The organism is Rothia sp. LK2492 (assembly GCF_040946345.1).
Classification (GTDB): domain Bacteria; phylum Actinomycetota; class Actinomycetes; order Actinomycetales; family Micrococcaceae; genus Rothia; species Rothia endophytica.
This window is the reverse complement of the sequence record NZ_JAYWLX010000009.1, coordinates 46,776-64,296: the sequence shown is the minus strand read 5'-3', so window position 1 is coordinate 64,296 and position 17,521 is coordinate 46,776. Positions and strand designations below refer to the sequence as shown.

The following is a 17,521-nucleotide window of genomic DNA, read 5'->3' as shown; positions in this document are numbered from 1 at the left end:
GCGAACTGACTTCTTGAGTGACACCCCAGGCTCCCGCTACCAGCCCAGCTCCGCAAACAGCTGATCCACATCCTGCACCACCGTTAAACCCTCAAAATAGCGGCTATCCACAAAGCCAGCGTCCGCCATCGATTTGAGCGCCTCAATCAGCGGGTTCCAGTAACCGCCCACATTCAGCAGATAGAGAGGCTTATTATGCTGGTTGAGGTAGTACCAGGTCCAAGTTTCAAAAAATTCTTCAAGGGTTCCGGGGCCACCGGGCAAAGCAACGAAAGCATCCCCCTCCTCTGCCATACGAGCCTTGCGCTCGTGCATGGTTTCCACGACCACTAGCTCGGTGAGGTTCTGATGCGCTTTTTCTAGAGGAACCATGAATTCGGGAATAACACCTAGCACGTCGCCTCCCGCAGAGAGAGCAGCATCTGCCATCTGCCCCATCAGCCCAATCTGCGCACCTCCGTACACCAACCTGACGCCGCGCTGGGCAGCTTCAAACCCCAGCCGGTTTGCTTCAACCGAGAAGACAGGGCTATTCCCCAGAGACGAGCCCATAAAGACGGTCAGCGATTTCTGCACATCGAAGTCCTCAAACTGCTCGACCAGGGCAGGAAAGACCGCCTCGGTGTTGAGCGGTGCCTGGTGTTTTAGGTTACCTGCAACGGGGTGAACCCAGCGGATCTGCTCAATTTCAGCCTGCGGGCGCACCTTACCCCAGCTGGTATCAACGATGGGCGCCAGATAGACATGAGCTTCGACCATCATTCCGGGTTCATTGAGGGCAGGCTGGGTAAAGACGCCGATCTCTTGCAGGCCGGGAACAGAAATCCTTAGCCCCAACTCCTCATAGACTTCGCGTACGGCTGTCTCTTCGAAGCTTTCCCCCGGTTCGGGTTTGCCGCCGGGCAACATAAAACCGGTGGTGCCCCGTTTGCGCACGGTCAGCACCTCCATATCGTCACTCACAAAAACTACTGCTGAAACACGGATAACAGACATGCTTTCTAGAGTACCGGCCAGAAGAGCCAAGCCAGCTCACCCCACAAGCGCCCTGCGGCAGAGCTAATTCAGCTCTTCTCAACACGTAGACTTCTCGCTTCGTAAAATTATGTGAGGGTTGGCACAAGATAGTATTCTGAGTAACAGTACCTGCCTAAAAACTGATCAAGGGAGACCACCCTATGGCAAAGATTATCTACACCCACACCGACGAAGCGCCGCTGCTGGCCACCTACTCGTTCAAACCCATCGTTGAGGCTTTCGCTGCTACCGCCGGTATTGAGGTTGAGACCCGCGACATTTCGCTGGCCGGCCGCATTTTGGCACAGTTTAGCGACATTCTGCCCGCTGACCAGCAGGTTGCAGATGCGCTAACCGAACTGGGCGAACTCGCTAAGACCCCCGAAGCTAATATCATCAAGCTACCCAACATCTCGGCGTCCGTGCCCCAGCTCAAGGCAGCTATTGCTGAGCTTCAGGCTCAGGGTTACGGCATCCCCGACTACCCTGATGAAGCTGAGACCGAAGAGCAGAAGGACGTCCGCGCTCGCTACGACCGCGTCAAGGGTTCAGCCGTTAACCCTGTGCTGCGTGAGGGTAACTCTGACCGCCGCGCTCCCCTATCGGTCAAGAACTACGCGCGCAAGAACCCTCACTCCATGGGTGCGTGGAGCGCAGACTCCAAGACCAACGTGGCCACCATGGGTCAGAACGACTTCTTCAGCAACGAAAAGTCAGTGGTGATCTCTGGTGATGACACTCTGAAGATTCAGCACGTGGCAGAAGACGGCACCGTGACCGTTCTCAAGGAATCTCTGCCCGTTTTGGATGGCGAAATCATTGACGGCACTTTTATGGACGTCGCCAAGCTGGATGCCTTCCTGGCTGAGCAGATCGTCCGCGCCAAGGCTGAGGGCGTGCTCTTCTCCGTGCACCTCAAGGCAACCATGATGAAGGTTTCTGACCCCATCCTCTTTGGCCGGGTGGTACGCGCCTACTTCTCTGAGCTCTTTGAGAAGTACGGTAAGCAACTGGAGGAGGCCGGCCTCAACGGCAACAACGGTCTGGCAGCGATCATCAGCGGTATCGAAACCCTACCCGCCGACATCCAGCAGGACGTCCGCGACCTCATTGAGAAGGGCCTGGCAGAAGGCCCCGAGCTGGCGTACGTCAACTCAGATAAGGGCATCACCAACCTGCACGTCCCCTCAGATGTCATTGTGGACGCTTCCATGCCCGCAATGATCCGCACCTCCGGTCAGATGTGGGGCAAGGAAGGCCAGCAGGCCGACACCCTGGCGGTGCTGCCGGATTCCTGCTACTCCGGTGTTTACCAGACCGTTATTGACGACTGCCGTAAGAACGGCGCCTTTGACCCCGTCACCATGGGCACCGTGCCCAACGTTGGTTTGATGGCTCAGAAGGCTGAGGAGTACGGCTCACACGATAAGACCTTCCAGCTAGATGCAGCCGGTAAGGTGCAGATTGTTGCGTCCAACGGCGATGTGCTCATTGAACATGATGTGAAGGCTGGCGACATTTGGCGCGCCTGCCAGACCAAGGACATTCCCGTGCAGGACTGGGTCAAGCTGGCTGTCTCCCGTGCCCGCGATTCTCAGACTCCCGCCGTTTTCTGGCTGGACGAGAAGCGCGCTCACGATGCAAATCTGATTGCTAAGGTCAACAAGTACCTGGGTGACCACGACACCGAGGGCCTGGACATCCGCATCCTGGCACCCGAGGCTGCCACCCAGTTCTCCATTGACCGCATCCGCAAAGGTGAGGACACCATCTCGGTGACCGGTAACGTTCTGCGTGACTACCTGACCGATCTCTTCCCCATCCTCGAACTAGGCACCAGCGCGAAAATGCTCTCCATTGTTCCGCTGATCAACGGTGGCGGTCTGTTTGAGACTGGCGCTGGCGGTTCTGCGCCCAAGCACGTTCAGCAGCTGGTGGAAGAAAATCACCTGCGTTGGGATTCACTGGGTGAATTCCTGGCACTGGCGGCTTCTTTCGAGCATCTGGCAAAGACCACCGGCAATGCGCGTGCGCAGGTTCTGGCGAACACTTTGGATGCTGCGACCGGCACTTTCTTGAACGAGAACAAGTCACCGTCACGCAAGGTGGGCGAGATCGATAACCGCGGTTCGCATTTCTACCTGACTAAGTTCTGGGCTGAGGAGCTAGCTGCTCAGACCGAGGACGCAGAGCTGGCTGAGGCTTTCGCACCGCTAGCTGAGGGTCTGGGTGAGAAGGAAGAGGTTATTGTGGCTGAGCTGCTGGAGGTTCAGGGTAAGCCCGTGGACCTGGGCGGTTACTACAAGCCCTCCGACGAACTGGCCGAAGCCGTGATGCGTCCGAGTGCGATGTTCAACGGCATTCTTGAAACACTGACATAAAATAACGAATTCATTGTTAAGGCGCATCAGCATTATTTTGCTGATGCGCCTCTCCCTCCAGAAAAAGGAAAAATATATATGGAAAACCAACTACAGTTCAATAATTTCCAAACAGACGAGATAACCGATGAAGAATTTATTAATGAAAATATTGATAAAGAACTAGAATCTGTCAGATATGCGACTCAGGTGTATGATATCGACGGATTAATTCGCAGGCTCCAAGACGGTGACCTAGTTGTACCACAGTTCAGAAGCAACACTGAAGAACTTGAAACAGAGGGCTTTCAAAGGGAATTTGTCTGGAAAAAGCAACAAATGGACAGGTTCATTGAATCTATTCTGGTGGGCTTTCCAGTTCCTGGGATATTTTTGGTCGAGCAAAGCGATAATAGATTACTTGTCCTTGACGGTCAACAGCGCCTTACTACATTGAGGTTCTTTAAGGAAGGAAGGATCCAAAGGAGAAATCAAGATAACGGCGAAACCGTAAATTCTCCTTTTGTTTTAAAATATGTTTCAGATGAATTTTCCGGTAAGTCTTACGAAGACCTATCATCTGAACAACAAAGGAAATTTAGAAACACTGGTATTACAACAACAATAGTTCGAACAGTCCCTGAGCCCGGTGATTTAAGTACAATCTATCAGATTTTTGAAAGAATCAACTCTGGCGGAACAAAACTTACCCCACATCAAATTAGAATAGCTACATTTGCGGGCAGAATTGTAGGATTTATTGAGGAAATCAATAACACCTCAGATTGGAGACATCTATACGGAAAGTATGACGTCAATGCACATGATCACGAAATAATTTCTAGAATATTAGCCTTGTACTTTAATTGGGAAAACTATTCAGCTCCAATGAAGGAGTTCATTAATGACTTTTATGAGAAACATCGCTATGCAGATAACCCCAGTCATGAATTAGAAAACGCCAAACAGCTATTCCTCAGAGTAACATCTCTTATTCGCCAAGCTTACCTCGATAAAGGATGGGCGCGAGAACATAGTATCTCATATGTAGACTCTCTGTATGTAGGACTCATGAAACGTATCGAGAAATCTGAAATTGGAGCAGAAGAACTGCTGTCAAGATTACACATTTTTTCAGATGAACTTGATTGGCAAGCAGTCAGCCGAAATGGTTCAGATAAATTCTTTATCAGCCAAAGAATGAGAGCTGCAATAGAGGTATTTGGCGAATGATACCTTCAGAATTTTCGCTTGTTGAAGTTTTGCAAAAACTGGTTGATACATATTCCCCTATCCGACTAGATAACATATCAAATTCTGTTGTAACTTGGGATGCCTTAATTGAGTCTATTAGATTTTATCCTCAATGGATTAAAGCTAAAGAAAATGTTAGACCCATGTCACTTGAATCATGGATGACATCAAAAATGCAGCAGAATATAATTGTACAAGCTTCCTCCAATGTGGAGTCTGCCCTACGCGATTGCTCTATAACCCGTCTAAAAAAAGAGTTTCCAAATTTTGAAGACATAGAAGAATTTGTTGAGAAGTCCAATAATTCAAAAGGATTTAAAAGTGAAGATCACGGTAAAATTAAAACAGCTTGGTCGGATGCCATTAAGTCAACGATACCTTACGGTGCCAATCCATCCAATTCTCGAATCAAAGAGTGCCTAACCTACATCTCATCTAAATGTTCTGAAGATTACACATCCTTAATTAATAATACATCACTAAATCCTGATGTTATTAAATTTCAAGTTGACTTGAGAAACTCAATTTCTCATGGCAATTCTGGAATCAGTTTCTCTGAAGAATTATTAGCACTAATTGTTTGGCATTCTTTTGAAATCCCGTACGCCCTCAACCTTTATGCTTCAGGGTTAAATAGAATCTGTGACATCAATGGGAATTATAATCTTATAAGCAACCCATTCGAGGCTGATTTTATACGATTCCACACACAGCTCCATTTTCGTAAAATTATTAAATAATCACTCATAGAATTTAACTGCATATAAAATTAATTTCTATCCAAGATAATAATTAGGTAAGCCATTATATTGGCTTACCTAATTATTTATATAAAGATACCTTTCTAGCTAATTAGCATAGGAGCTAATTCACAGGCATCCAACGGTTCATCCGAAAGATGCGCCTGAGGAAAACTTCCTTCGATACGCCTACCCAAGAGTTTATGGCTGGAACTAAATAGCAATACCGGCGCAGCCGCTTTCTCATCAGATTCGATGTCCTGGTTATCGCCACCCTCAGGTGCACAGAGATAAGCTATACGCTGCGGATCGTGGTGCCAGAAATAGGCCGCGCCGTCTGCCGTCTGTAGTTTCAACCGGGTGCCGCGCTGCTCAAGCACTGTGGCTTTCTCCCACAACTTATTTGAAGCGTTGATATCAACAGCAGGCACAATTCCGTGACCAGCAGTGTGAAGAATACAGCGGGTACCAACAGTGTCCTTGCTTGTTTCTGCATCGGCATTAGAAGAAGAAAAAGAAAGCTGACTCATGAGGGCCTCCTAAAATAGTCGCTACTTTCACTGGACCGTCTGAGCCTGGTGACCGATTTTCCTTTGAAGGCACCGTCTGCGAAAGGCGGTTGCCAGCCAACAAGTCAAAGGGCTTAGCGTTGGGCTTCTGAATCGTGGTAGCAACTTCAACAGAGTTTTATCAGTTCACACAATAAGCTCTATTACAAAGGGGCCGCCCTCCCCTACCGCTGGTAGGTGAAGGGCAGCCCCTCGTCTGCCAAATAACTTAGTTCTTCTGCAGTGACTTTACGATGTTGTCAGCAACTTCCTGTGCCTTAGCGGTGTCCGAAGCTGAAACGGTGATAATGCTGTAACCGTCACCAGTGCCTGCCGGCACAATGATGTAAACACCTCCGACATCTACCCCAGCAACCTCAGCAGTGTACGCCTGAGTGACACCTTCGCCCAGAGACGTCTGAACCTCAGCAAATGTACCGGCTGTACCGTTAACCTCCTCAACCATCGCCTTAGCTTCCTCAGCAGAAGGCGCCACCGATGCAGAAACCGGCTCCGCCAAAACGTTGACGTTCTCAGCAAAACCAGCTGCATCACGAGTCGCAGACATAGCCATCACATCAAGCTGAGCCATCTGTTGCTTTAGCATCTCAGCGTTCATACCGGTCTCAGAACCAGCCTGCTCCAAGTATGCCTGAATCTCGGCATCATTAGCCATAGCCTGACTATCCACCTCCAGCCAGCCCTCGGGCACGCCAAAGGACTGGCCATTATTAGGTGCGGAAATCAGTTTGTAGCCCTCAGGCAGCTCCGCCTGCACCGCCGCGGCGGACGAAGTTTCAGAAGCCGCCGAAGTCTCAGTAGCGGTAGTAGCCGCAGCAGAGCTTGCCGACGATGCACTGCTCTCAGCAGTCACTGGCTCATCGCTGTTTGAACCGCAACCGACCAGGACGGTCAAAGCTAGCAGCGCGGCGGTAGGTACGGACAGGAAACGAGAAGTGGGGGAAGACATGTCTGCCTCTTTCACCTGAAAGGAGTAAATACCCTTTCAGAGTAGACCCAGGTCACTATATTGGAGTAGCTACCGGCCAGTAATCGAAATATTTCTTCTACGCGCCGTAGAAAACCAGCTCCGCCCTTAGCTCAGCGCACCGCCAGATTCTTCTAGGTAGCAGGTAGCACACAGGGACTCGTAGCCCACGTGCACGCCGTCGATGGCCACCTGGTCGCCGTCGAAAATGAACTTACCATCAAGCGTCCGCCCGTTAAAGAGTGCTTTACGTCCGCACCGGCAAATGGTCTTCAATTCTTCAAGGGTGTGGGCGATTTCAAGCAGGCGGGCAGAACCGGGGAAGGCGTGAGTACGAAAATCGGTGCGGATACCGTAGGCAAGCACTGGGATATCCTCCAGCACGGCAATGCGCATCAGGTCATCAATCTGTTCTGAGGTCAGGAACTGTGCCTCGTCCACTAGCAGACAGGAGACGGGCAGGTGCCAGTGCATCCGGTCAGGGTCTTCAGCTACTTCAGCAGCGGCATGAAAGAGATCCTTCGCTGAGTCCTCAGGGCCAATGAGGAAGTCAGCATGGCGGGTCACGCCCAGGCGAGAAACAATGAGGGCATCACCCTTGGTATCCACGCGGGGCTTAGCCAGCAGGACGCGCTGGCCCCGCTCCTCGTAGTTATAGGCAGCCTGCAGCAGGGCCGTAGACTTGCCCGAGTTCATCGCCCCAAAACGGAAATACAGCTTAGCCACGTGCGCTACCCCTTCACCAGAAAAATCAAACGGCACCAGTCTACCCGCAAACAAAAACACCAGCATGGCTGCTCCCCCTCGCGAGCGAAAGGTAAGCCATGCTGGCGCAGCGGTGGCGGAGTAGACGTGCTTGCAGCCGGCTGGCTCGGGGCTGGCATGAATCGAGGCGAGCGCCCCGCGCGAGTCTCGAGAGGATCAGCCGGCGAGAGCACGTCCGCCCCGCCACCGTTCAGTTTGAAGTTAGCCCTTGACGGGTTCAACCTCGATGCCAGAGACATCCACCTGCTTGAGGGGGATGGTCTTTGAGCCGCTGACCATCTTGTGGACCAGGTAGACGCCAATGATGATGGGCACACCAATGTAGGCTGAGACAACCTCAAACCAGTGGCCCTCAAAGATGGCGTTGTAGTTCTGGCCGCCAATGACCAAGAGGCACATGAGCAGCGCAACGATGGGCCCAATGGGGAAGAGCGGTGCCTTGTAAGGTAGGTCTTTCACATCGAAGCCCTGGGCGACGTAGGCGCGTCGGAAGCGGTAGTGGCAGATAGCGATGCCCACCCAGGTAATGAACCCGGAGAGGCCTGAGATGTTAATCAGCCAGGTGTAAGCGGCACCCTGGCCTACGAGTGCGGTGACGAAGCCGAAGAGACCGATAGCTGCGGTCATGAGCAGGGCGGGCATGGGGATGCCGCGCTTGTTGACGCGCATGAAGATTTTGGGTGCTTTGCCCTCGACGGCCAGAGAGTAGAGCATACGCGATGAGACGTAGAGGCCTGAGTTACCGGCAGAGAGGATAGCGGTCAGAATGACCGCGTTCATGACGGAAGCTGCGAGCGCGATACCCAGGTTATCGAAGACCATGGTGAAGGGCGAGTAGGCGATGTCGGTTTCATCAGCGCGCAGGAGGTTGGGGCTGGTGTAAGGAATCAGGGTACCGATCACCGCGATAGCACCAATGTAGAAGAGCATGATGCGCCAGAAGACGCTCTTGAGGGCACGGGGGACGTCGCGGCGGGGGTTCTCTGACTCACCGGCAGCAACACCAATCATTTCGGTGCCTTGGAAGGAGAAGCCAGCGACCATGAAGATGGCCAGGATGGAGATGAAACCGCCCTTGAAGGGTGCTTCGCCGTCGGTCCAGTTACCAAAGCCCGCCTCGTGGTTGCCCAGGATTCCAAAAATCATGAGGATACCTGCAATGAGGAAGACGATGACGGTGAGCACCTTGATGGCAGCCAACCAGTATTCTGATTCGCCGTAAGCACGCGCTGAAAGAATGTTGATGCCCAAGATGATGAAGAGGAAGAGACCCGCCCAGATCCAGCCGGGGACGCCGGGGAGCCAGTAGGACATAATGACGCCGGCAGCGACCAGTTCTGCGGCAACGGTAATGGCCCAGTTGAACCAGTAGTTCCACCCCATAGCGAAGCCAAAGGACTCTGAGACGTAGCGGGAAGCGAAGGTCTGGAAGGAGCCTGCTACGGGCAGGTTGGCTGCCATTTCGCCCAGGGACTGCATGAGGAGCAGCACCATGATGCCGATGAGCGAGTAGGCGAGCAGAGCACCGCCGGGGCCAGCGGTTGCGATGGTGGAACCTGAAGCGACAAAGAGGCCGGTGCCAATAGCGCCGCCAATAGCAATCATGGAGAGGTGACGGCTGCGCAGGCCCCGCTTCAGCTCTTCTTTATTCTCACCAACCGGGGTGGGAACTGCATCAGTAGACATAAGGTGCGTGCTGCTTTCGGTAGTTAGGAGGCTGGAGGATTACATCCAGGACCCAAGAACTTACCCCAACAGTTTTGCTAATGGGGCATAAGACAAACTTTAGATTACCACCATAGCGTCCATTTGAACCCTAAACACCGCGTGATATCCAGCCTAGAGCGCAGAAAAGAGCCGCCCTGCACTCCAGCGAACATGGGGGCTGGAGCGCAGGGCGGCGCGGTTGAGACGAAGAGCGGGCTAGAAATGTACCCGGGTTGACCTAGGCGTTCTCGTTGATAAAAGTAACCTTGGTGGCGTGCTCGACAGTGCGGCTGACGGTGCAGTCCTTCTCGGCCGAGAGTTTAATCAGGCGATCCACCATCTTCTGCGCCTTCTCGCCCTCAGCACCGGCGGGGAAGGTTACATTGAAGCTCACCTGAATATCATCAAGCCGAACAGCGCCGTCCTCATTTTGCTTGATGGCAGAGGACAGCACCTCAAAAGTCTCGGGCTCCACCTTTCGGGAAGTCACCACATCGACGTCCACGGCGGAGCAACCAGCGATCGCGGCAAGCAGTAGCTCGACCGGGGTCAGCATCCCCTCCCCCTGGCCAAAATCCAAGGTAGCCCCGTTAGCGCCGGTGGCTCGGTAGTGCTTTTTACCGATGCGCTCAACGGGCACAGCGCGGTAGTTAGGGTCTTCAGTGCGGGCATTTTCTGCCATGGTGTTCTCCTTATACGAATGGAGTAAGAGGTCTTTTTATCAAAACGTGCGGCGCTAGCTACTTATTCCGTGCGCTGTCACAGCTAGGGCGGTTAGGGCGCTTTGAGTAGCTTCATAGTGATCCGCGAATCGATGCGGGAGATGTACTCGTGCTGAGAGGCGAGCGCACTGTACCAGCGCTCATAGGCTTCTGAGTCTTTCACGCGTACCTTGATGTAGTAGTCGGGCAGACCGAACATGCGGCGGAATTCGATGACAGCTGGATCGGCAAGGACGGTGCTCTCAAAGGCTTCTACGCTGGGCAGGTCGTTGCGTGAAAGATCTACGAAGACCAGCACCTCAAAGCCTTCATCGAGCAGGGCATGGTTGATGCGGGCAGTGTAGCCAGCAATAATTCCAGCTTCTTCTAGCCGACGCACCCGGCGCAGACAGGGGGCAGCTGTTAGCCCTACCCGAGCAGCAAGTTCCTGGTTGGTGAGCCGACCATTAGCGGTAAGCTCTTCAATAATTGCGCTATCAAGGTTATCCATGTGCTTAATATTGCTATGAGAGCTGTTTTTTAGCAATAAAAAGCAAACACTTTGCGGGGCTTTTTATCTAGACTTGTTCTTATGCACCAGGAAAGAACCACAACTACTTCACTGTCTCTTGTGACGACCAGCGAGGTCACCAGCCCTGCTACAGCGACCGGGGCGCTGCCCGTAATTTCTGGCGAGCATGTGCATACTTTGCCCGGTGAGAGCGGATTCCGCGAGGGCTTGCGCGTTGCCGGTTTCATGTGCCTTGGCTTTGTGGTGATGGGTATGGGTCTGGGTGTGCTGGTGTCATCCTACGGGTTAGCCTGGTGGGTTGCCCCCGTGCTGTCTGCCGTGGTTTTCGCCGGATCTGTTGAGTTCTTGCTGGTAGGTATGATCGCGGCCGCCGCTCCCCTATCGCTCATTGCATCCACCACCCTGATTATGAACGCCCGGCACCTGGTCTACGGCATCAGCTACCCGCTACAAAATGTGCGGGGCGGCTTCGCCAAGGCGCTAGCTGTTTACATGCTCTGCGATGAGGCCTACGCAGTGAACACGGGGCCGGGCTCTGAGAATTACCGCCAGGGTAGAATCCTGACCGTTTCGCTGCTCCTCTGGGTCAGCTGGTGGGGTGGCTCCACCCTGGGCTACTTCATAGGCGCAGCTTTCTTGAGCAACCTTGCAGGCGTGGACTTCGTTATGACTGGCATGTTCATCATTCTTTCCATCGACGCTTACCGCGCTGTCAAGGATCATGTCACCGCTTCGCTGGCTGCCGCGGCGTCCATCACCGCTATCATTCTCTACCCGCAGTCCATGCTGCTGATTGCCCTGCTAGCCCTGGTGTGCTTCTTGATTCTGCGCCATCTTGTGCAAGGCCGTCAGGACGCCTGCAAGAACTCTACCCAGGAGAGTCAGTATGCCTAATACCAGCTATATTCTGACGGCAATTTTTCTGGCTGCCGGCATCACCTTTACCCTGCGCCTAATTCCCTTCGGTATCAAGAGCGCGCTGAAAGGCAACGCACTGGTAGAGAATCTCTCGCAGTGGGTGCCTATGGGTGCAATTATTTGTCTGGGTTTTTACGTACTGGTTAGCATCGACTACTCCTCAGCCCACACCGCTATCCCCTATCTGGCCGGTTCAGTGGTCACTGCCGGTCTGCACCTGTGGCGCGGAAACCTGGCCCTGAGCCTGGTGGCTGGCACCGCGGTCTGCGTAATCCTTTCTAACTGGGTTTTCTAACAGCCTGCTTAAAGACATCTGGCCCCCGCTTGCTGTAGCGAGGGCCAGTTTTTTATGGAGCATTAGAGGACTGCGAGTGCTGCTTCGTAGTCAGGTTCGGTGGTGATTTCATCGACCAGCTGGGTGTAGATAACTTCACCAGCGGGGTTGAGGACGACCACGGAGCGTGCCAGGAGACCTGCTAGAGGGCCATCGGTCATGGTCACGCCGAAGTCTTCGCCGAAGCTATCGCGGAAAGCGGACGCTGAAACGACGTTCTCGATGCCTTCAGCGCCGCAGAAACGATCCAGTGCGAAGGGTAAGTCTTTGGACACGCAGAGCACGGCGGTGTTCTCAAGCTTGGCAGCTTTTTCATTGAACTTGCGCACTGATGCGGCGCACACACCGGTGTCAATCGAGGGGAAGATGTTGAGAACAAGGTTCTTGCCCTCAAAGTCTGCGCCGGTGGTGTTTTCGAGACCTGTGGTGACCAGGGTGAAGTTGGGGGCCTGTGAGCCGACGGCAGGCAGTTCGCCTACGGTCTGGACGTCGGTGCCTTGAAATTTAGTTGTAGCCATAGGTTTATTGTGTCTCTGATTACCTGCTTCTGGCAAGGTATTTGGCTCTACGCTTACTCTCACTGCTACCTGAGCCTCGCCCCTTGTAGGCGCTCATTGCTGGAGAATAAAATATGACTCACGCCAGAAGAAAGGGCAGAGTCATTATGTCAGAAAAGCAGAGCTACCACGGCGAGCGCAAGGTGGTGAACGGTAAGTTGGTGGTGGTCGATTTTGAGACCGATGGGGAGGTTCTCACCAGCGCTAAGGTTTCAGGTGATTTCTTTATTGAGCCGGAGGAGGCTTTCTTTGAACTTGCACCTGCCTTGGTAGGAGCGTCGGTGCATGAGGACACCGATGCCCTGGTCACCCGCATTAACTCAGCTCTTGCACAGTTTGGCGATGATTTATCTTTGCACGGCTTTACGGTAGAAGACATCGCTTTTATTGTGCGCCGTACTCTGGCTGGTGCCAAGGAATTTACAGACTACGACTGGACCATTCTGCGCCCCGGCGTTCTGCCCACTGCGATGAACGTTGCCCTGGATGAGTATCTACTTGAAGAGGTACTGTCTGGGCGGCGCGGTCCTATTGTGCGGTTCTGGGATTGGGAGGACCGTGCCACGGTGATTGGCTCCTTCCAGTCCTACACCAATGAGCTGTGGCCTGAAGGTGTGGCTGAGCACGATGTGCAGGTGGTACGCCGTATTTCTGGTGGCGGTGCCATGTTTATGGAGGGCGGCAACTGCGTCACCTATTCCATCTACGCACCCAAGGAGCTGGTGGCAGGGCTGTCCTATGAGAAGTCCTATGAGTTCTTGGATCAGTGGGTGCTGGCTGCACTGGCAGAGCTGGGTGTGAAAGCGTGGTACAAGCCCATTAACGACATCACCTCTGAAGCAGGCAAGATTGGCGGGGCTGCACAGAAACGCAACGCCCGCGGCCTGCTACACCATGTCACCATGAGCTATGACATTGACGCAGATAAGATGCTGGAAGTCCTGCGCATCGGGCAGGCAAAGATTGTGGATAAGGGCATCCGTTCCGCCAAGAAGCGAGTTGATCCCTTGCGCCGTCAGACAGGCGCCAGCCGTGAAGAAATCGTGCAGACCATGATTAATACTTTCACCGGCAGGTACGGTGCTAGCCTGGGTGAGCTCACCGACGCCGATATGGCTGCTGCTCAGAAACTGGTCGATGAAAAGTTCGCCACCGAAGAATGGACTCACCGCGTGCCCTAGTAGACCTTCAGCGTTTATCTCTGAGGAAGGGCTGCGGCGGCGTCCTTCAACCTGCTAGGAACTTCACCCACAGTAGGTTAGGTGAGGCGAATGAGTGCAACACCTGCCAGCATAACCGCGATACCGGCAGCCTGCAGCACGGTCACCGGGCGACGGGGAGCTTCGAAGATTCCGAACTTATCAACGATGAGTGAGGCAGTCACCATGCCGGTCAATGCGGCCATAATGGTAGAGCCTGCACCGAGAATGGGCACAAAAAGGGCGTTAAAGGTGACGAAGATGGCGCCTAGCGGGCCGCCTACCCACATCCAGAGCGGGTTGGCAGTTTTACCGTCTGGCACCCTCACCCTAAATTTGAGGCGGAGCGCTAAGGCAAGGAGCAGTAATACCAAGGTGCCTACGGTAAAAGACACGAGGGCAGCCTTCAGCCCGGAATCGATGAGGGTGCCCAGACGCGCGTTGATGGGTGACTGCATGGCCATGAGAAAACCCGAGAAAATAGCCAAAGCCTGCCACCCCAGCTGACTGCTAGGTGAGGTCACTCCCTGTTGTTGCGTACCACTAGCCGGTGCCTTGGCGCGGCGTCCTAGCAAAATAGCAGCGAACACACCGGTCAGAACCAGAGCGGCCCCGATACTTCTGAAGGGGGTCAGGGAAGTCTGAGGTGCGTAAAAGAGCCCGAACTGGTCAATGATAAGGCCCATGAGGATTTGCCCGGTGATGGGCAGGATGACGGATTGCACCCCGCCCAATTTGGGAAAGATAAAGATATTGGTGGTAAGACCGATGACGCCCAGCAGGCCACCAATCCAAATCCAAAAGGGTTGCCCACTCACGTCCTCCGGGGAAAACCAGAAGTAGCCCTCAACAACCGTGGAGAGAAAGAGCAGGAAGAGCGTACCACCGACGAAGGACGCCAAAGATGAGAGGAAAGGGGACCCTACAGACTCCCGCAACCTGGAATTAAAGGTGGTTTGAATGGGAAGCAGAGCCCCACCCAGAATCATGAGGGGCAGAGCAAACATGCGGTAGTCAACTTTCTAGGTCTAGAGGACGCTTAGCATTTTACTCTTCTTCGCTGAGCTTGATTTTCATTAGACTCACACCTCCCTAGGAGGGCTTCATGCCCCACCAGCACCGCCCCGATGTTGACTCTGCCGAGGGCCTAACCAGCGCCATCCTTGTGGACGAGGAGCGCCTGGTCGCCAACTGATCTGCACCTGGATAATATCGAGCAGTTCTTAGGTCTGCTGGTAGACGGTGGAACAACCGTTATCTGCATGGAGCATCACCGGGCTGTGGTAGCTCACTCCGATTATGTAATTGATAGTGACCCCGGTGCCAGGCATGACGGCAAAATCTTCCTGCCTTTTATAGCACACCAACGCTCTTATATTCACAGGAAAAAGAGAATTTTTATTAACACACAAAATGAAGTTTTTAGCGCATCATTAAGATGTGCCAAAACTCATTAACCATCAAGAACGTAAACAGCACATAGCTCAGGCGGTATGGGCTGTTCTGGCGCGCGAGGGCGTTCGTGGCGTTTCTGTCCGGACTGTGGCAGCAGAAGCCGGTATCTCAACAGGTTCCCTGCGCCATGTTTTTCCCATCCTGAACGATATGATGCTCTACTCCCTTGATTACAGCGGTCAAAAATTTTTGGCATCGCTCACCAGCCGGAAGGTCACCGGCCCCCTCATCGATCACCTTGAGGATTTGCTGTTCGGCTTTTTACCCACGAGCAACGAAAGCCGCATGTACTCTGAGGTGGTAGTTGGCATGCTGGCAGAAACATCTAACATCCCGGGTGCTGCGCGCATGCTTCAGCAGCAGGAAACCGAGCTGTCCTACACTTACAGTTTTATTCTGAGCCAGCTGAAAGCTCACGGGCGCATCAGATCAGATATCGACGTTCAGTACGAAACTGATACCCTTGTCTCGCTTTTGTTCGGGGTACATGTCTCCTACATGCTCTCTGACCAAACAGCCTCTGACCAGGAGCTGCAGACGCCACTTAAGATGCACCTCGCGTCCTTAAAGAACACTGACTAGAACCCAAGGAACCTCTCGTGCCTAAACTTATCGATCACACAGAACGTAAAGAGTTTCTCTCGGCAGCAGTGTGGAAGCTCCTTGATGAGCATGGAGTCAGTGCCATTTCAATCAGAAACGTAGCTGCTGAAGCGGGTATTTCGGCGGGTTCTTTGCGGCACTCTTTTAAAAGTCGGCTGGATTTACTCGAGTACGCGCTGCAACTTTTGACGGATCGTATTCAAGAGAACGTGAGAGCCCGGGCTAGAGACGGTCTCACTGTTGATGGTGCCGTGAGGATTCTAGAGTTTCAGATTCCTCTTATTCCTGCCACTGAAACCTACGCACGGGTGATGATGGTTATGATCGCCGAGATGAGATCCACCCCTGAGCTACGGAAAATCGCCCACCGCAGTCTTCAGCAGCTTCGCGTCACCTATCATGACATGTTCGCCTGGCTAGAACGCGCTGGGGAGCTCACACCGGGCACGGACGCTGCAGCGCAGGCTGATCAATTGCTGATTTTAGGCCAAGGTATCACCGCTAAAACAATTTTAGATGGGCGACGCTCTGAGCCGGTAGATTTGAGCCGGGCCTTTAGAACCCACCTTAATAAGGTTCTGGTTCATCCGGTGCCCTATCTAACCGAGGAAGAAATCACTGAGCTGACTAAAGAACTCGCCAGGTATCGCAGCACTTCTTCCTCGTCGGCCCATTGACGCGGAACGTAGCCGCAGATATAAAAACGCTGTCTTGGGCCTGATTGGGTCTGGGAGCGGAGTTTATTGTTCTGCCGGCATGTTCGCTTCTACTATGGCAGAAATACACAAATGAAAAACCGCCCCTACCAACGCTTAGCAGCGCGGGTAGGGGCGGGTTATTAAACCTCACACAAGGGCTTAGGAGAGGGCAGGACCTTCGTCCTCAGGTGCAGTTGCAGGGTCTGAAATGACGTCAGCGGGAGCGTCCTTGACTGCCTTCTCAGCAGCTTTTTCAGCCTTGTGCTCTGCTCGAGTTTCTTTGACCTCTTCGACCTTAGCCTTGGTCTTGTCAGCTGCAGTGGCAGCTGCTCCCTTGGTCTTGTCAGCTGCAGTGGCAGCTGCTTCCTTAGCCTTTTCAGCTACAACAGGAGCCTTTTCCTTGATGGTCTCTTCGGTAGCCTTGATGCCTTCTTGCACCTTGGGGTCATGCCAGACGTTGGTGGCCTGGGTCTTAATCTTTTCGTAGCTTTCGCGGCCTGCGCGAGCGCCTAGAACGTATCCGATGCCGATGCCAGCTACTAGTGCGATACGTGCTCTCATGATGTCCACCTTTACGGTTGCTGATAGTGCTGACTACATAATACGCCTACTTAGGGCACTGAGATAGGTGACACACCGGCCGTTGGTTTTGTGGCGGTTGCATAGCGCCCGGTAATCCCGTCAATCAGGAGGCGGTGACTTCGGGTTTCGGCATACCAGTTGGGCTTCCATACAGCCTCTTGAACGTGCTCAAGTAAAAACTCGAAGCTTGCAGCAAGCCTGTAGTGCTTAAGAAATTGTATATAGGCTGCCTCTTGCGCAATTTTCACCAGCTGCTGACGCTCTAAATCGTCCAGGGGTTCTTCTCGCACCAGGTCAGAATCTACTGGTTCGCTCGAGAGATTCCAATCATCCGAAGTCCAAGCTCTGCGGGTGCGGGGGTCTACCAGCACACGAATAAGCTGGCCATTGAGCCGGCGTGAAGGCCCTTTGGGTGACGATACCCTGAACACCACACCTGTAAGCCGGTAATAGCTGGGCTCAAGTGTTCGCGTCCAATCCTTTTCAGGGAAGACCTTTTGAGCTAGCTCAAGAGCTTCGTGGTAGGTCACCGACGCTTTAATAGCCTTCTGCTGTGTCACGGT

General features: G+C 53.2%; 20 protein-coding genes and 1 riboswitch. Of the genes, 8 read left to right on the top strand and 12 right to left on the bottom strand.

The genetic code is table 11. The features are described 5' to 3' along the window. Positions 1-36 precede the first annotated feature (36 nt). A complete protein-coding gene (locus VVR27_RS09835) occupies positions 37-996 on the bottom strand; it encodes a TIGR00730 family Rossman fold protein (RefSeq protein WP_368548175.1) in 960 nt (319 codons plus the stop codon). Between the two features lie 182 nt (positions 997-1,178). Between VVR27_RS09835 and VVR27_RS09830 the strand changes: the two genes are divergently transcribed. From VVR27_RS09830 to VVR27_RS09820, 3 genes are all read left to right on the top strand, one after another. Beyond that, positions 1,179-3,398: an NADP-dependent isocitrate dehydrogenase gene (locus VVR27_RS09830; protein WP_368548174.1), complete on the top strand. Its 2,220-nt coding sequence runs from the start codon at positions 1,179-1,181 to the stop codon at positions 3,396-3,398. A gap of 78 nt (positions 3,399-3,476) precedes the next feature. After that, positions 3,477-4,610 carry a DUF262 domain-containing protein gene (locus VVR27_RS09825; RefSeq protein ID WP_368548173.1) on the top strand — a complete coding sequence of 378 codons (1,134 nt, stop codon included), beginning with the start codon at positions 3,477-3,479 and terminating at the stop codon, positions 4,608-4,610. Further along, complete coding sequence (locus VVR27_RS09820; RefSeq protein WP_368548172.1) at positions 4,607-5,371, top strand: hypothetical protein; 765 nt, start codon at positions 4,607-4,609, stop codon at positions 5,369-5,371. The genes VVR27_RS09825 and VVR27_RS09820 overlap by 4 nt, the downstream gene beginning before the upstream one ends. A 104-nt stretch (positions 5,372-5,475) precedes the next feature. On the opposite strand, the gene VVR27_RS09815 is transcribed toward VVR27_RS09820, so the two are convergent. From VVR27_RS09815 to VVR27_RS09790, 6 genes are all read right to left on the bottom strand, one after another. Continuing rightward, positions 5,476-5,901, bottom strand: a complete 426-nt coding sequence (locus VVR27_RS09815) for a hypothetical protein (protein WP_368548171.1) — start codon at positions 5,899-5,901, stop codon at positions 5,476-5,478. A gap of 16 nt (positions 5,902-5,917) precedes the next feature. Then, positions 5,918-6,035, bottom strand: a riboswitch (SAM riboswitch). Between the two features lie 113 nt (positions 6,036-6,148). Beyond that, positions 6,149-6,889, bottom strand: coding sequence for a hypothetical protein (locus VVR27_RS09810; RefSeq protein WP_368548170.1), 741 nt, complete (start codon positions 6,887-6,889; stop codon positions 6,149-6,151). Between the two features lie 126 nt (positions 6,890-7,015). Next, positions 7,016-7,633, bottom strand: coding sequence for a thymidine kinase (locus tag VVR27_RS09805; protein WP_368548169.1), 618 nt, complete (start codon positions 7,631-7,633; stop codon positions 7,016-7,018). A gap of 240 nt (positions 7,634-7,873) precedes the next feature. Beyond that, the gene (locus VVR27_RS09800; RefSeq protein WP_368548168.1) at positions 7,874-9,358 is read right to left on the bottom strand and encodes an amino acid permease; all 1,485 of its coding nucleotides are present in this window, start codon (positions 9,356-9,358) and stop codon (positions 7,874-7,876) included. Between the two features lie 259 nt (positions 9,359-9,617). Next, on the bottom strand, positions 9,618-10,061 hold the full coding sequence (locus VVR27_RS09795) for an OsmC family protein (RefSeq protein WP_368548167.1): 444 nt from the start codon (positions 10,059-10,061) through the stop codon (positions 9,618-9,620). Positions 10,062-10,153: 92 nt separating this feature from the next. Continuing rightward, complete coding sequence (locus VVR27_RS09790) at positions 10,154-10,591, bottom strand: Lrp/AsnC family transcriptional regulator (RefSeq protein ID WP_251379148.1); 438 nt, start codon at positions 10,589-10,591, stop codon at positions 10,154-10,156. Between the two features lie 81 nt (positions 10,592-10,672). Here VVR27_RS09790 and VVR27_RS09785 point away from each other — a divergent pair, with 81 nt between their 5' ends. Then, complete coding sequence (locus tag VVR27_RS09785) at positions 10,673-11,506, top strand: AzlC family ABC transporter permease (protein WP_368548166.1); 834 nt, start codon at positions 10,673-10,675, stop codon at positions 11,504-11,506. Then, positions 11,499-11,825 (top strand): branched-chain amino acid transporter permease, encoded by a 327-nt coding sequence (locus VVR27_RS09780; protein WP_368548165.1) that lies wholly within the window; start codon positions 11,499-11,501, stop codon positions 11,823-11,825. The genes VVR27_RS09785 and VVR27_RS09780 overlap by 8 nt, the downstream gene beginning before the upstream one ends. A gap of 62 nt (positions 11,826-11,887) precedes the next feature. Here the strand turns inward: VVR27_RS09780 and tpx are convergent, their stop codons facing one another. Next, positions 11,888-12,382: a thiol peroxidase gene (tpx, locus tag VVR27_RS09775; RefSeq protein ID WP_368548164.1), complete on the bottom strand. Its 495-nt coding sequence runs from the start codon at positions 12,380-12,382 to the stop codon at positions 11,888-11,890. A 146-nt stretch (positions 12,383-12,528) separates the two neighbouring features. On the opposite strand from tpx, the gene VVR27_RS09770 reads away from it, so the two are divergent. After that, a complete protein-coding gene (locus tag VVR27_RS09770) occupies positions 12,529-13,602 on the top strand; it encodes a biotin/lipoate A/B protein ligase family protein (RefSeq protein WP_368548163.1) in 1,074 nt (357 codons plus the stop codon). Positions 13,603-13,679: 77 nt separating this feature from the next. Here VVR27_RS09770 and VVR27_RS09765 read toward each other — a convergent pair whose 3' ends face one another. Both VVR27_RS09765 and VVR27_RS09760 read right to left on the bottom strand, forming a co-directional pair. Then, entirely contained in the window at positions 13,680-14,627 is a 948-nt protein-coding gene (locus tag VVR27_RS09765) for a DMT family transporter (protein ID WP_368548162.1), read from the bottom strand. Positions 14,628-14,843: 216 nt separating this feature from the next. Then, complete coding sequence (locus VVR27_RS09760) at positions 14,844-14,984, bottom strand: hypothetical protein (protein WP_368548218.1); 141 nt, start codon at positions 14,982-14,984, stop codon at positions 14,844-14,846. 76 nt (positions 14,985-15,060) lie between these two features. On the opposite strand from VVR27_RS09760, the gene VVR27_RS09755 reads away from it, so the two are divergent. Then, positions 15,061-15,657, top strand: coding sequence for a TetR family transcriptional regulator C-terminal domain-containing protein (locus VVR27_RS09755; RefSeq protein ID WP_368548161.1), 597 nt, complete (start codon positions 15,061-15,063; stop codon positions 15,655-15,657). Between the two features lie 17 nt (positions 15,658-15,674). Further along, positions 15,675-16,355, top strand: coding sequence for a TetR/AcrR family transcriptional regulator (locus VVR27_RS09750; RefSeq protein ID WP_368548160.1), 681 nt, complete (start codon positions 15,675-15,677; stop codon positions 16,353-16,355). A 180-nt stretch (positions 16,356-16,535) separates the two neighbouring features. Here VVR27_RS09750 and VVR27_RS09745 read toward each other — a convergent pair whose 3' ends face one another. Further along, a complete protein-coding gene (locus tag VVR27_RS09745; protein WP_368548159.1) occupies positions 16,536-16,937 on the bottom strand; it encodes a hypothetical protein in 402 nt (133 codons plus the stop codon). 50 nt (positions 16,938-16,987) lie between these two features. After that, complete coding sequence (locus VVR27_RS09740; protein ID WP_368548158.1) at positions 16,988-17,518, bottom strand: hypothetical protein; 531 nt, start codon at positions 17,516-17,518, stop codon at positions 16,988-16,990. Positions 17,519-17,521: the final 3 nt, after the last annotated feature.